At 67.8% G+C, this 13,714-nt stretch carries 15 protein-coding genes; 5 read left to right on the top strand and 10 right to left on the bottom strand.

The window, feature by feature from the left end; translation table 11 throughout:
• Positions 1 to 168 precede the first annotated feature (168 nt).
• The gene (locus ACR65J_RS06200) at positions 169 to 915 is read left to right on the top strand and encodes an SAM-dependent methyltransferase (RefSeq protein WP_440167042.1); all 747 of its coding nucleotides are present in this window, start codon (positions 169 to 171) and stop codon (positions 913 to 915) included.
• Between the two features lie 14 nt (positions 916 to 929).
• On the opposite strand, the gene ACR65J_RS06195 is transcribed toward ACR65J_RS06200, so the two are convergent.
• Together ACR65J_RS06195 and ACR65J_RS06190 are read right to left on the bottom strand one after the other, a co-directional pair.
• Positions 930 to 2,354 (bottom strand): MFS transporter, encoded by a 1,425-nt coding sequence (locus tag ACR65J_RS06195; protein WP_440167039.1) that lies wholly within the window; start codon positions 2,352 to 2,354, stop codon positions 930 to 932.
• Between the two features lie 8 nt (positions 2,355 to 2,362).
• The gene (locus ACR65J_RS06190) at positions 2,363 to 3,709 is read right to left on the bottom strand and encodes an MFS transporter (RefSeq protein WP_440167037.1); all 1,347 of its coding nucleotides are present in this window, start codon (positions 3,707 to 3,709) and stop codon (positions 2,363 to 2,365) included.
• A 137-nt stretch (positions 3,710 to 3,846) separates the two neighbouring features.
• Here ACR65J_RS06190 and ACR65J_RS06185 point away from each other — a divergent pair, with 137 nt between their 5' ends.
• A complete protein-coding gene (locus tag ACR65J_RS06185; protein WP_440167035.1) occupies positions 3,847 to 4,356 on the top strand; it encodes a hypothetical protein in 510 nt (169 codons plus the stop codon).
• Between the two features lie 78 nt (positions 4,357 to 4,434).
• Positions 4,435 to 5,358 (top strand): tRNA (guanosine(46)-N7)-methyltransferase TrmB, encoded by a 924-nt coding sequence (gene trmB / locus ACR65J_RS06180; RefSeq protein ID WP_440167033.1) that lies wholly within the window; start codon positions 4,435 to 4,437, stop codon positions 5,356 to 5,358.
• A 21-nt stretch (positions 5,359 to 5,379) separates the two neighbouring features.
• Here trmB and ACR65J_RS06175 read toward each other — a convergent pair whose 3' ends face one another.
• Both ACR65J_RS06175 and ACR65J_RS06170 read right to left on the bottom strand, forming a co-directional pair.
• On the bottom strand, positions 5,380 to 5,826 hold the full coding sequence (locus ACR65J_RS06175) for a hypothetical protein (RefSeq protein WP_440167031.1): 447 nt from the start codon (positions 5,824 to 5,826) through the stop codon (positions 5,380 to 5,382).
• A gap of 5 nt (positions 5,827 to 5,831) precedes the next feature.
• The gene (locus ACR65J_RS06170) at positions 5,832 to 7,412 is read right to left on the bottom strand and encodes a fimbrial protein (protein ID WP_440167030.1); all 1,581 of its coding nucleotides are present in this window, start codon (positions 7,410 to 7,412) and stop codon (positions 5,832 to 5,834) included.
• Between the two features lie 213 nt (positions 7,413 to 7,625).
• On the opposite strand from ACR65J_RS06170, the gene ACR65J_RS06165 reads away from it, so the two are divergent.
• On the top strand, positions 7,626 to 8,444 hold the full coding sequence (locus tag ACR65J_RS06165) for a DUF1206 domain-containing protein (protein ID WP_440167418.1): 819 nt from the start codon (positions 7,626 to 7,628) through the stop codon (positions 8,442 to 8,444).
• 145 nt (positions 8,445 to 8,589) lie between these two features.
• Here ACR65J_RS06165 and ACR65J_RS06160 read toward each other — a convergent pair whose 3' ends face one another.
• Together ACR65J_RS06160 and ACR65J_RS06155 are read right to left on the bottom strand one after the other, a co-directional pair.
• Complete coding sequence (locus ACR65J_RS06160) at positions 8,590 to 9,261, bottom strand: anti-sigma factor family protein (protein ID WP_440167028.1); 672 nt, start codon at positions 9,259 to 9,261, stop codon at positions 8,590 to 8,592.
• The gene (locus tag ACR65J_RS06155) at positions 9,258 to 9,776 is read right to left on the bottom strand and encodes a sigma-70 family RNA polymerase sigma factor (RefSeq protein ID WP_440167026.1); all 519 of its coding nucleotides are present in this window, start codon (positions 9,774 to 9,776) and stop codon (positions 9,258 to 9,260) included. The genes ACR65J_RS06160 and ACR65J_RS06155 overlap by 4 nt, the downstream gene beginning before the upstream one ends.
• Positions 9,777 to 10,014: 238 nt before the next feature.
• Here ACR65J_RS06155 and ACR65J_RS06150 point away from each other — a divergent pair, with 238 nt between their 5' ends.
• Positions 10,015 to 10,584 carry a COG4315 family predicted lipoprotein gene (locus tag ACR65J_RS06150; protein WP_440167025.1) on the top strand — a complete coding sequence of 190 codons (570 nt, stop codon included), beginning with the start codon at positions 10,015 to 10,017 and terminating at the stop codon, positions 10,582 to 10,584.
• Positions 10,585 to 10,618: 34 nt separating this feature from the next.
• On the opposite strand, the gene ACR65J_RS06145 is transcribed toward ACR65J_RS06150, so the two are convergent.
• From ACR65J_RS06145 to ACR65J_RS06130, 4 genes are all read right to left on the bottom strand, one after another.
• Positions 10,619 to 11,392 (bottom strand): hypothetical protein, encoded by a 774-nt coding sequence (locus ACR65J_RS06145; protein WP_440167023.1) that lies wholly within the window; start codon positions 11,390 to 11,392, stop codon positions 10,619 to 10,621.
• Positions 11,385 to 11,963: an RNA polymerase sigma factor gene (locus ACR65J_RS06140; protein ID WP_440167021.1), complete on the bottom strand. Its 579-nt coding sequence runs from the start codon at positions 11,961 to 11,963 to the stop codon at positions 11,385 to 11,387. The genes ACR65J_RS06145 and ACR65J_RS06140 overlap by 8 nt, the downstream gene beginning before the upstream one ends.
• A 166-nt stretch (positions 11,964 to 12,129) precedes the next feature.
• Positions 12,130 to 12,831, bottom strand: a complete 702-nt coding sequence (locus tag ACR65J_RS06135) for a protein tyrosine phosphatase (RefSeq protein WP_440167020.1) — start codon at positions 12,829 to 12,831, stop codon at positions 12,130 to 12,132.
• A gap of 61 nt (positions 12,832 to 12,892) precedes the next feature.
• Positions 12,893 to 13,534, bottom strand: a complete 642-nt coding sequence (locus ACR65J_RS06130) for a DMP19 family protein (RefSeq protein ID WP_440167018.1) — start codon at positions 13,532 to 13,534, stop codon at positions 12,893 to 12,895.
• Positions 13,535 to 13,714: the final 180 nt, after the last annotated feature.

The raw sequence follows: 13,714 nt of genomic DNA, 5'->3' as shown, positions 1-13,714 counted from the left end.
GACGCAGGATGTGCCTCTCACATGAAGAAAGCCCACTCCCTGGAAGGAACCTCCAGATCCGGAGCAGGCGGGCATCACTGCACATCAAGTTCCTCCAGTCTAGCATCCCGACGCCGGGCACCCGTCCCGGGCGTTGCCTTCGGGGGCGCAGCGGGGCAGTGTTGAGCCATGAACGAGCAGCCGGGGCGGCACCAGGACACGCACCAACACGAAGGCCACGCGCACGACGGCGGCGGTCCACCTGAGGGGGTCGGTGGCGGCATTGACGCGGCGTCCGCCTGGGACGAGCGGTACCGCACCAAGGCGAGGCTCTGGAGCGGGAAACCGAACCCGCAGCTGGTCCGTGAGGCAGGTGGCCTGCGGCCGGGAAAGGCGCTGGAGCTGGGATGCGGCGAAGGCGCCGACGCCATCTGGCTGGCGCAGCAAGGCTGGTCAGTAACCGCCGTCGACGTCTCCGCCGTTGCCCTGGAGCGGGCCCGCTCCCACGAACTGGCCGAACTGGCGCGGGAAAGCGTGAACGCCTCGGACAACAATATTGAAAGCCGGATCACCTGGCAGCTGGCGGACCTGACGCAGTGGCAGCCGGAGGCATCTTATGACCTGGTGACGTCGCAGTTCCTGCATTCGCAGGAACTTGACTGGCGGATCCCGCTGCGGACAGCGGCCTCAGCCGTCGAACCCGGCGGAACGCTGCTGGTGGTGGGCCACCACCCGGACCGGCTGCCGCCATGGGGCCCGGGGCACCACCATGCAGATATGTTCTACACGGCGGACGACCTGGTCCGCGAACTGGGGCTTGGCGGGCCGGAGTGGCAGATTGAGGTCCTGACCAGCCGGGAACGGCCGGTGACGGGACCCGAAGGACAGGAGGCGACCATCGCCGACGTCGTCCTGCGCGCCACCCGGCTTTCCTAACCCGCCCGGCCTTCCTAGCCCGCCGGAGGAGCAGGGGTGGTGACGCGCGGTGCCACCAGGGCCGCGGCGACCCCGATGGCGGCGGTGAAGGCGAAGACCCCTGCGAAGGACTGGACCGGCGTCGTGAATGCCGCGAACACAATCCCTGTGGTGGCCAGGGACAGCGCGCCGCCCAGGGAGTCAGAGATGGACATGGCGGAGCTGTTGAAGCCTTCGTTCTCCTTGGTGGACAGGGCGAGGGTCATCACGCTCAGGCGCGGGTAGAGCAGGCCCATGCCGCCGCCTGCCAGGACCCAGCCAGCGATGGCGGTGGCGGCCGGCCAGTGCAGCGCTGTGGTCGCCAGGGCCAGGAGCACTGCCGCCAGGACCATGAACGATCCCGTCTGGACCGCTCGGCGGTGGGGCAGCCGGGTACCCAGCCGCCCCTGGACGGCCGCCGCCCCGGCCCACGCCAGCGCCCCACCCGTGAGGGTCAGGCCGGCCAGGGTGGGCGGGAACGAGTACTGGTCAATCAGGAGGTAGGGAAGGTAGACCTCGGCGCCAAAGAACGACGCCGATGCGAGCCCCCGTGCCAGGATCACACTGGGCAGCCCGCGCCGGGCAGCGAGGGTTCCGGAGGGCACCAGGGGGCGCACAGCCACCAGGGCAAGGGCGACGGCGGCAAGCGCCAGGAGTGCCGTGGCTGCCGGGAAGGCGGGGATGCTTGCATCCACGGAGAGGTTGAGCCCCAGCACCGCAAGCGCAGCCAGCGCCGCCCATCCCAGCCTGCCAAGGGCCCACGGCGGGGCAGTTTCCTTGAGCCGGCCTGCCCCTTCCGCCCGTCCGGTTTCTTCAGGCCCGTCCAGTCCGCGCAGCACCGGGACGATCATCGCCAGTGCGGGAATGACCAGGCCGACCACGCCGAGGAACACCCAGTGCCAGCTGAAGACCTGGGCCACCAGGCCGGCGGCGAAGGGGCCCACCAGTGATGGGACCACCCAGGCGGCCGAAAATGCGGCGAAGATTTTTGCATGCAGCGGGCCGGGAAAGAACCGCGCCACCAGTACGTAGAGGGCAACGGTGAGGGCGCCGCCGCCGAGCCCCTGCACCAGGCGGCCGGCGACGAGCATGGGCATGGAGACCGACGTACCCGCGATCAGAAGTCCCAGCACGAACAGCGCCACGGAGGCATACAGCGGCGATGCAGGCCCGCGGCGGTCGGACCAGTTTCCGGCTCCCACCATCCCGATCACGCCGGTGGCCAGTGGCCCCGCGAAGGCCAGCGCATAGAGGCTTCCGCCGTTCAACTCCCGGCTGACGAGGGGCATGATGGTGGTGACGGCCAGGGACTCGAAGGCGGCGAGGAACACCAGGGCGCACGTCCCTACGGTCACCCAGAGATACGGGGGCCGAAAGATCCCGGCGGCGTCGCGGGTTCCCGGCAACGTGGAGTCCTGCACAGCGGTTCCTACTCCACGAACCGGTTCCGGCCGGACCGGTAACCGAAGACAGCCGCGAGCAGGCCCACCACCATGAACAGGATTCCTGCAGGAACGAACGACCCGGTGGCCTGGTGCAGCTGCCCCACCATGAGGGTGCCCGTGGAGCCCACCCCGTAGCCCACACCCTGCATCATGCCGGAGAGGTGGGCTGCGGTGTGCCCGTCGCGGGTTCGGAGCATAATCAGGGTCAGTGCGGCGGCGGTGAGGCTTCCCTGCCCCAGTCCGAGCAGGCCGGCCCACACCCAGATGAGGTCCAGCGGGCCCAGGATGCTCAGCACGAATCCCCCGCCGGTCATCAGTGCCACCACCACGTTGATGGCGCGCTGGTCGGGGAACCTCGCGGCAAGTGCCGGTGCAAACAGGGACCCCAGCATCTGGAGCACGATGCATACGGCGACGATCAGCCCTGCGGTGGCCCCGTCCACGCCTCTTTCGCGGAGGATGGGCGCCAGCCAGGCGAAGCCGCTGAAGGACATCATGGCCTGCAGCACCATGAAGATGGTCACCTGCCAGGCGACGGGAGAGCGCCATACATTCACGCCGTCATGGACCGCCTGATGCCGGACCGTGCCCTGCTTCACGGCCACGGGGAGGAACAACAGAAGGACGACGGCGGCGGGCACCGCCCAGACCCACAGCGCCTTTGTCCACTCCCCCGTCGCCGTGTAGACCGGATAGGTGAAGCCCGCCCCGAGCGCCGCGGAGGCGCAGATGGCGGTGGTGTAGAGACCGCCCATGAGCCCCAGCCGGTGGGGAAAGTCGCGTTTCACCAGGCCCGGAAGGAGCACGTTGCACAGGGCGATCGCCGCGCCGCAGGCTGCCGTGCCCAGGAGGAGGGCCGGCAAGTGGCCCGCACCGCCGGCGGCTGCCCCGGCGTCAACGGGCCGCAACAGCAGCCCGGCGGTCAGCAATGCCATGGCGCCCAGCAGGACCCTTTCCGCGCCGAACCGGCGGGCCAGGACCGGGGCGAGCGGCGCGAAGACGCCCAGGAGTGTCACGGGAACTGTGGTCAGCACCACCACGGACCAGCCGGGCAGCCCGGCCTGCGATGTCACCTCCGGCAGTACGGCCGAGAGGCTGGAAAAGACGCTGCGCAGGTTCAGCCCGATCAGGACCAGGCACACACCCAGGTAGGCCAGGGCGCGCCGGCTGCCCACGCGGGTGGGTTCCGCCGCCGGCAGCTCGTCAATTTCTGCATCCACCAGGGTGCTGAGGTCCACCAGGCTGCTGCCCGCCCTGGTCCGGCCATGGGCTTCCCCGGAGTCAGCCCTTCGCTGCTGCATCCCCTGTTCGGCATTCGGTGCGTCGGTCATCCGCCCATTCTTGCAGGCAGGCGCCGCCGTGGAGTTTTCCACATACGGCCCGGCGCACCTTCCGGCGCACCAGGCAGATTCATAGGTTGTAACCAGCCGCGGCCACGTACCTGGCCGCACCTAGCAACGGGAGCACCATGGAAACTACGCCGCCGCCGGAATCACGCCCCACCCTGCCGGAGAGCCGGCCGCCGGAGACACGACTACCTGAGACCAGGCCACTGGAGGGTGCACGGCTGGAAGGTGCACGCCTGGAAGACGCACCGCCGGACGGGACAGGCCCGCCTCCCTCTCCGGGCGGCCCTGGCCAAATGCCGGGGGCGCCCAATCACAAAGGGGCGAGCAGCCTGGTCCTGGCGATCCTTGCCCCGGTCAGCATGTTCCTGACCGCGCCGTTCGCCGGGCTGGCCATGCTCCTGACCTATTCGGACAACGGCCGCTCCCCCACCCCCTGGGTAACTCCCTTCGTGCTGTTCAGCCTGCCTCTCCTCTTCGCCTCACTAGGTCTCCGGCTGGCACTCCCAGCACTGAAACAGTTGCCCCAGGGGTCAGGAAGCCGGTCCGCGGCGGCAATTGCCCTCTGCATCTGCGGCGTGGTCTTCGCCTTGGCACTCGGTCCTGCACTCGACCTCATAGGCGTGTTCTGAGCATCCGAGTGCTCCGGGCAAAGGTGTATTCCGTTCGCTCCGATCTTCCGCCGTCCCCGCGGCGCTATTCTGGAAGGGATGAGCGAATCCCCTGAAAACCCCCAGCAACCGCATGTCCCGCGGCCTGTCACGCCCGGCACCCAGGCCTCCTTCGGCACGTACGGGGGCCGCCCGGTCAGTTTCGTGCGCCGCGGCACCAGGCTGCAGGGGCGCCGGCAGGCTGCCTGGGCCGAGCACGCCGAGCGGTGGGCGGTCGACGTGCCGCGGCACGTGGCCAACACCTCTGTCCACCCCGACTACACCTTTGACGCCGCCGCGGAATTCGGCCGTGAAGCCCCGCTCATCGTCGAGATCGGATCCGGGCTCGGCGACGCCATCTGCCATGCGGCGGAGCAGAACCCGGACACGAACTTCCTGGCCGTGGAGGTCTACACGCCGGGGCTGGCCAACACCATCATCAAGATCAACGGCCGGGGGTTGAACAACGTCCGTGTGGTGGAAGCGAACGCGCCCGAAGTTCTGGCCACCATGCTGCCCGAAGGCTCGGTCAGCGAACTGTGGGTCTTCTTCCCGGACCCCTGGCACAAGTCGCGGCACCATAAGCGCCGCCTCATCCAGCCCGAGTTCGCCGGGCTTGCGGCACGCGCGCTGAAGCCGGGAGGCCTGTTCCGGATCGCCACCGACTGGTCAAACTACGCCGTCCATGTCCGTGACGTCATGGCGGGCTCAGGGGACTTCGAGAACCTGCACACCGGCGAGCGCCGCGGCCCCGAGAGCCCCCTGACGCAGGTGTGGCAGTCCGGCGTCGAATCCGTGGTGGGCGGGGCACCCGTGCGTGAGGGACGCGCCCCGGTAAGCACGGAACACACCGGGCCCAACGAAGGCGTGGACGAAACAGGCGGCTGGGCTCCGCGTTTCGAGGGCAGGATCCGGACCAGCTTCGAGGCAAAAGCCCACGAGGCCGGCCGGCTGATCTTCGATCTCTGCTACCGCCGCCGCTGAGCGGCGGGCCGTCGAAAGCTTCTAGCCGATATTGATGGCGGCCACGATCTCTTTGAGCATGTCCAGCCGGGGTTCCGCTTCCGGGTTCAGGTAGGGCCAGACGACCACGACGCCGATGAACCGGCCGCTTTCCCACACGCCCACGGTGGCTGCCACCTTCGCCGGCCCGCCGTCGTCGCCGTATCCCACCACCACGGCGTAGGCCGCCTTGCCGGGCAGGTTCAGCTCGCCTTCTGCCAGGAGGGTGCCGCCGCGGTCCTCGAGGTAGAAGCCCGACATGAGGTGGGCCCAGCCGTTGGCCTGCGGCGCATCCTGCACGGAGGTATCGTCCTTGATCACGGTGACCAGCACGTTGCCCAGCAGGCCGTACTGCTCGCTGTTGGGCCCGGCCGTGGAGTGGTCCAGGACCTGGGTGTGCTCGGGAAAGTCTGCGGTGAAGCCCAGCGGGGATTCGATGTGCACTGACATTGGTTTCAGAGCCTCTCGAGCTTGGTGTCGTTGGGGACTTTATAGTACGTGGACACGTTGGTGGTGGACTGGTTCTCGGTTTTGACGTCCACTTCACCCACTTTGACGTCGAACCCTGCCTCGTTCGTGGCTGTCAGCACGGAGTTCACCTGCACGGTGGCGGAACCGGCCTCGTACAGCCGGGCAGCCTCGCGGGCTGCACCGGCGTCATTGCCCAGGGCCACATTGCGCAGGTAGCTGTCGATGACCGGGCGGTTCTCCGGAGTGTAATCGACATCGATCTTGACGCTGCCCTGGGTACCGGCGGTAACGGTGGAATCGAACTTCGCAGCCTCGGTCTTCACACCGGAAGTGACGCCCTGGGCCACGGTCCCGTCCATGGAGACGGACACGGAACCGATGTTGTTGTCCTTGTCCAGGTTGACCTGCAGCCCGCCCTTGCCGGAGGCTTCGAAGACGCGGCCGTCCAGCTTGAGCTGGCCCTGGGCGGAGATCTCACCGCTGGCTGTCGAGGTGCCGTCCGTCAGGTTCCGCTCATAGGCGAGGTCCAGCTTCGCCGCACCGGACGCCGTGCCGGACTCGCCGCTGGCATCCAGCGAGAACGTGCCCTTGGCCTTGTCCGCCTGTCCGGTGGAACCGTTGTCCTTCGCGGCATCATTGATGGTGTCCAGGATGTATCCGGGAGGGTTGCCGGCCACCTCCTTGATTTCGCCGATGCTGTCTGGCGGAAGGTCGCGGTACATCTGTTCGCGGGCGGCCATGGCTTCCTCCACACTGGCGAACGTGTACTCGCGGGAGACCTCACCGGTGAGTGTTGCCCCCGCCGTGCCGGTGGTGTCGTTGACACCCAGGCCCATGTTCCCGTACACCTTCACGGTGGCGGAGCCGTCGGCGTTCTCCACCACTTCGGTACCCACTTCGGCGCCACCGTGGACCCACGCAACCCGGGCTTCAATGGAGGCCTTGCCCGTTTCCGAGTAGACCGGAATGTCCGCCCTGGCCAGATCCTGGAGGTGCTGCTTGGCCAACTCCTGCGCGGATACGGGAATGCCGCCGTCCATGCGCATGAGGTCTTCGGCGAACGGGCCATCGCTGCCTTCGCCTTGGATCAGGTACGTCCGGTCGGCATCGGACAGGCCGGCCCACCACTTTGCCTGCTCTTCCGGGCTGGCGTTGAGCATCCGGTCCAGCCCCGCTTCGAGCTCCCGGCGGTGCTCCGCGGCCGCCCTGGATTCTTCGGCCCTTTCCTTGAACCACTCCTTCGCCTGCGCGGCCATCGAGGTGAGCCGGTCCCAGGTGCTGCCGCCGGAGCCTCCGGTTCCGGCGGTTGACGCCTTTTCCTGCTCGTCGGCATGCTTCATCAGGATCTTCGAGTTTTCCCGCAGGCTGGCCACCACTTTGTCCAGGCTGGGGCGGTGGCTGGCGCTCCACTCCTGACGGAAGCGTTCACCATCACGGCCCTTCCACGGCGCGGACTGGATCTGGCTGTGCAGCGACCCGGCGCGGCTGCTCAGCAGTGCCGCTGCCTGGTCGGCGGCCTTGGCCAGCGCCCGCAACTGGCTGATGTCTGCGCCGTAAAAAGTCATGGTTTCCCCCGGAAAGAGTGCGGTACGTGTCTATCGCTGGTCCTTATGGTCGCACGGGCGGCGGAACCCGGCGATGGGGATCCCTCCCCATCGCCGGGTAGGCCGGACCAACTGTTCCGCGCCCGGACGGCGTGGGACGATTGGCCTTGTAAGAAGGGCACGCACACCAGCGCATTACCGCGCCTGTCCAAAGGAAAGACGATCAAAGAAGAACTGAAGCAGGTGGTCGACAAGGCCGAGGACGTCACCAATTCCCCGGTCCTTGAGTTCCTGGCCCGGGCCGGGTTCGCGGCCAGCGGTATCCTGCATTTGCTGGTGGGTGCCATCGCCATCCGGCTGGCCATGGGCGGCACGGGGCACGCCGATTTCAGCGGTGCGGTGGCTGAGCTTGCCACCACGCCCGTGGGTCCGTTCCTGCTGTGGGGAAGCTTCGCCGCCTGTGCAGCCTTATCGCTCTGGCAGGCCGGCGACGCAATTTTCGACTTCAACCACCAGGCCACCAAGAAGAAGATCAGGAACAAAGCCAAGGCCGCGCTGCAGGCAATCGTGTATGCGGTGCTCGCGCTGACGGTGTGGCATTTCGCCATGGGTACCGGTACTGGTGATGACAACCGCAAGGCCGCCAGCGATTTCACCGTCTCCATGATGGCGGCCCCGGGCGGTGTGGCGCTGCTGGTCGTGATTGGCCTGGCAGTCGCTGTCACGGGGGTGGCCTACGGTATGCGGGGCCCCAAGAAAAGCTTCGAGAAGCAATTGCGGATGCCTGCCGCCGGCGCAGCCAGGACGGCAGTGCTGTCCTTGGGCATTGCCGGCTACCTGGCCAAAGGATTGGTGCTGCTGCTCACCGGGCTGCTCATCGTCATCGCCACCATCAAGGAGCACCCGGAGGACTCCACCGGCCTGGACGGCGGCCTGCGGGCCCTCCGCGACCAGCCTCTGGGCCCCTACCTCCTGGCCGCGGTGGGAGCCGGATTGGTCTGCTACGGCGCCTACATGATCATGCGCGCCCGGCTGGCCAAAATGACAAAGTAGCGGCGGGCGGCGTTTATTTCCGCCCAGTGCTTCCAACGGCGGATCGAGGTGTTCGCCTGTGCGTGCCAGGACCCTGCCTCGGTGGCGGAATTCCGGGTACTTGGAAAAACCGGGGAAGCAGCCGCTCAGGACGAGGACCGCGCGCCTACGGAACGGTGATGACTGCCACGGCCCGCTGGGCACCGTCCCGCAGTTCGACGCTCGAGATGCTGCCCAGCTGGATGGGCGTGGCCCCGGTGACTTTGACCTTCCCGCTGGGGGTGGCGGTCCAGGCGCAGGCCCGGTCCTCCGCGCCCGCCCGGTCCCGTACCCACAGCGAGAGCGTCCCTTCGGCCGGCAGGCTGCTGCCACTGACAGCAAGCTCGGTCCCCCAGGTCTTCCTGGCCATGTCGATGTTCACTTGGAGCCCTCCACCGGAGGCCACGGAATAGGTTGCGTCCGGCTGCGGCGGCCTGACAAGCAGTGGCCCCACTGCCAGGCCCACAGCCAGGCACGCGGCGGCAAGAGCCCCCGCCAGTGCAGCCCACCGCCGTCGTAATGTCCGGCGGCGGCGCGCCAGTTCGTCCAAAAGCCGCCCAGGGGCGTTGGCGTCAGCCGCCTCCCTGCCTGGGACGCCATTGCTGCCTGGAACGCCACTGAGCGCCATGGCGTCAGGAACGGGAACGGAATCGAGGAGCATGGGGACTTTCTCCAGCACCGCCAGCTCCTTGCGGCAGGCCGCGCAGTCCTGGAGATGGGCCTCGAACAGGGTGAGGTCGACGGCGTCGAGGCCCCCCAGGACGTAGGCGCCCAGCAGGTGGTGCGGGTTGATGTTCACCGTTCCACCCCCATCTCGTCCAGGATGGTGCGCAAGGCCCGGATGGCGTAATAGGCGCGGGACTTGACCGTGCCGCTGGGGATATTGAGCTGGACCGCCGCTTCATTGACGGTGAACCGGCGGTAGTGCAGGGCCACCAGGACGTCCCGGTGTTCCTTGCTCAGCCGCAGCAGTGCTTCCTCCATCAGGACCCGGTTGAGCAGCTCGTCGACGCGGCCCATTACCTCACTGGGGTAGTTGAGGTTGGCGGGGTCGGTGAGGCTGCTTTCCAGCGCCTCATGCGGGCGGCGCTGGCTCCTGCGGTAATTGTCGATCATGATGTTCCTGGCTGTGCGGTACAAGTAACTGCGGAAGCTGCCGTTGACCTCCGGGGCATGCTGCCAGACGCGGAGCACGGTTTCCTGGACCACGTCCTCCGCGAGCTGTGGATCCCGGGTGGCACTGAGCACGAAACGGCGCAGGGCGCTGCCGTGTTCACGGTAGATGGCCTCCACCACGTTGTCGTCGAGCGGCATGCCGCTCCTCCCGTCACTGCCCTGCCCACTTCACCGTCCCTGGGAACGCCACGGAATGCTGCGCTTCCGGCAGTTACCACGACAGGAAGCAGGAATCGGTTCAATCGAACCCCGCACGTCGTACCTGTGAACCATTCTTTACCCGGAGGCGTCGTAGGAGTTAGCGCCCGGTGATCCAGCGCCGGGCGCCGGGCCGAAGAGGCACCAGCCAAGCAATCACACAGCCAAGGAGCACACCATGAAACACCATCTCGGGGCAGGGCTTGCCATCCTGGCCCTGGCGGCAGCCCTTACCGGTTGCGGCAACAGCACCGGCACCACGCCGGCGGCCTCCAGCCCGGCAGGGGGCGGCTCAACCAGTGCAGCCGGCACTTCGTCCGGGACGTTATCCACCAGCCCCTCCGCAACGTCCGCGGCATCATCGCAGGCAAGTTCCGCCGTCGAGATTAAGACAGCGTCCTCCCCGGAAGGCAGCATCGTGGTGGATGCGAAGGGAATGAGCCTCTACTTCTTCACCAAGGACACCAAGGACTCCGGCAGCAGTGCCTGCACCGGTTCCTGCCTGGTCCAGTGGCCGCCGCTGACCACCACGTCAGGCTCCCCCACCGCAGAGGGAGTGACCGGGAAGCTGGGCACCATCACCACACCTGACGGCAAGAAGCAGGTGACGTTGAACGGCATGCCCCTCTACTACTTCGCAAAGGACACCAAACCGGGCGACATCCTGGGCCAGGGCGTGGGCGGAGTCTGGTACCTGTCCGACCCGTCGGGCGCCATGGTCAAGGCAGCGCCGGCCCAGGGCTACTAGGCAATGCTGGCCTGGCAGGTGGCGCCGGCCTGTCTTACTTCAGGGGAACGTCTGGGGCCTTGCCCGGGAGCGGTATTTCGGTGGGCAACGGAACGGGCAGTTTGGGGCCTTGTTCCAGGCCTTTCCTGACGTCCTCCGGAACATCCGTGGGCAGTGCCGGCTCCGCAGGAACCTCAGCGGGCTTCTGCGGGGGCGCCCCGTGGCCGGGTGTGTTTCCCTGCTGCGCCGGAACGCTCGACGGCGCTCCGGCGGCAGGTGCCGAGGCGGGCGCGGGTGCCGGCGGGACGGCATCCGCGCTGCTGGTTGTGGAGGGCCGGGGTGCGGCCGGCGCAGGCACCGGAACCCGCGTGGTGTCATTGTGGACGGGAGCCACTGCGGAACCGGTCACGAAAGAGGTGACGGCGTGGTTCAGCTGGGAGAGGGAGTCGCGGAATCCCTGGTCGGAGGCGGCAGCCACTGCGCCGCCGGCTGCGAGCGAGGCAGCCACCGAGAGCGTGGTGAGCGTGATGCGGCGCTTGGCCCTGCGGCGGGCTGCAAGTTCATCAGCAGGTTTCCCCGGGGTGGGCTGGCCTGCCCGGCGCTGCCCGGCCCCAGCCTCCGTGGCGGTGATGGCCGGGAGGGCGGTGGTGGCGGCAGCTGACGGGCCTGCCATCAGCGCAGCGATTTCGGCGGAGGGCGCCGGGGCCTCTGCCGCCAGGGCATGCAGGTTGAGCAGGGCGTCGCGGAGCTGGCCGTCGTCGTCCATGCCTGCCTCCAGCAGAAGCTGGTCAACGGCACCGGTGTTGCGGGATCCTGCGGTGTCACTCATGATGTGCCTGGTTTCTCTTGAGCGTTTGTGCCTTGAGGTTCTGCAGGGCCCGGCGCTGGAGCTGTTTGATGGCTCCGGCGCTCTTGCCCATGATGGCGGCCACCTGGTCGATGGACAGGTCCGCCACGACGCGAAGGGCGAGGACCTCCTGGTGTTCTTCGCTGAGCCCTTCGAGCATGGCTTCTGCTCCGGCCGTCAGTTCCAAGGCGCGGTCCTCCGCAGAGGGTGTGGTCCGGCCGTCGTGCTGGGGGTCGTACGGTGTCAGCTGCGGCCTGCGCTCCACCCGCCGGTAGTGGTCCACCATGCGGGCGTGGGCGATCGAAAAGATCAGCGATTTCGCGCCCTGCAGGCCGCCCGTGAGCGTGCCGATCCTGGAGTAGAAGGCCAGAAAGACGTCCTGGGTGACAGCCTCGGGATCATCGAGTCCGCGTGCTTTGAGGTAGCCCTGCACCGGGCCCGCAAAGGTTCGATAGGCAGCAGCGAACAACGCGGCCGGATCAGTTCCGGCTGCGTTGTCGAATATGTCGATCTCTTCTTGGGCCAAAGTGTCCAGCACCAGCGGCTCCTCCATCCCGGGTCCGGGCTTACGCCTGGTCCCGGTTCCAGGTTGGGACTGCCAGTCCCCGTGGTATTCCGGCTGCCTTTTGCGGGTATGCCAGGGGCTCTTCCAAAGGTGCGCGCCCCGGCCGGCAGCCCGGACTGCGGCCGCAGCCGCAGTCCAGACTAGCCAATAAGCCTTAGCGGGCCGAAACTGACGGGGTGTGGACGGTGTTGCCGCCCACAGCGGGAACAGCAGGAACGGCGCCCGCGCCGTCGACACCCGGAACGGCCGGAACGGCGGGCACTGCGGGAGCCGACGGAACGGCCGGAAGCTCGGGCTTATCAGCCTCGACCGACGCGGAACCCTTGGCCTCGGCACCGGCCTTCGCTGCGGCGTCGGCCGTGGCCACGACGTCGGCGCAGTAGCTCTCGACGTTCGCGTCACCCTGCGCCGCGATGGACAGCGAGGAGAACGCCTTGGAGGAGGCATCCAGGCCGCCGTGGGTGAAGGCGGTGCAGAGGCCCAGGGCTGCAGGACCGGCAGCGTCAACGGCGGTGTTGGCCGTTGCGGACCCGGCTGCGTCGGCGGTGGCCTTGTCGTCAGAAGCCTTAGCCGTTGCGGAGGCGTTGGCGGTGGACTCTGCGGTGGCGTCGGCGCTCTTCAGTGCGTCGGTTACCGCTGCCGTGGCCGTGGGGGCCGGGGTGGCCTGGGCATCAGCTGCTGCTTCGGCGGAAAGCTTGGGGGCAGGTGCACCGAAGAGTTCGTGGGCGGTCTGCTGGGCCTGGGTGGGAAGGACGCCGGAGACGGCGGCGGCGCCGGTTCCTCCTACTGCCAGGGTTCCGGCGGCCAGGACTCCGGCGGCGACTTTGCTGGTGGCGAGAACGGTGAACACAGACATTTACTTCTCCAAAACCTAGACAACACATCGGACTGGGCCCGCCTGGCGGACCCATCACGGACTACATCGCCTGCGGTGCCGGAAAGGTTACGGGTGTCCCGAGATTCTTTTTCACGTCGTCCATGGCCGTGTCTTTCAATGCCCTGTTTTCCAATACCAGGGCCGCGAGCCGCTGGATGTACGGGCCCACTTCCTCGTCGTCCAGGACCAGCAGGTCCGGCTGGCCGCGCAGCCACCGCGCATTGAGGGCTGTGATGTTCTCGTGTTCCAGCAGTTCCTCGAATTCGCCGTCAAGCTCCCCCACGCGGAGGACGGCGCGGCCAAGAGGGCCGCCATCATCGGTGCCGCCGCCCAGGTAGGACGCTTCGGTTCCGGCGGTCAGCACGCCGTAGGCCTCCGCGGCACGGTTGAACAGGTCCAGGTGCGCGGCGGCGCCCATCCCCGCCATGCCTTCGCGGACCAGCGGGTCCGTGGCGATCCGGCCGCCCGCCATGACGGCATACTGCGCGAAGCCGCCCTCCAGCGCCTGGCTCAGGTAGAAATCCACCAGGCAGCTTCGGACGGCCACCGGGGACATGTCCTCCAGCGGCAGCATGGCCTTGCGCATGGCGTCGATGATGGCCGCGTTGGCTTCCACCACCTCCTCGTCGCTGCCTCCGATGCTGCTGCTGGTCAGGACGACGGGCTGGGACGTGATGGTCATGGCAATCCTTGCTGGGCGGTGGTGGTGCTCGGGCCGCTTTCACGCTACGACGGCCGGTTCACGCCAGCACCGGGAGGAAATGAACGTCAAGCGAAGTTTTCGGGACGGCCAAGGCAAGGGCCCGGCGACATGGGCCTGCCGCCGGCCGAACTAAGATGGATCAGATAACCACCCACCGGA

The sequence above is a fragment of the Arthrobacter sp. SAFR-044 genome (genome assembly GCF_059414985.1).
Note: the sequence above shows the minus strand (reverse complement) of the source record. Positions and strands in the feature narration are given on the sequence as shown.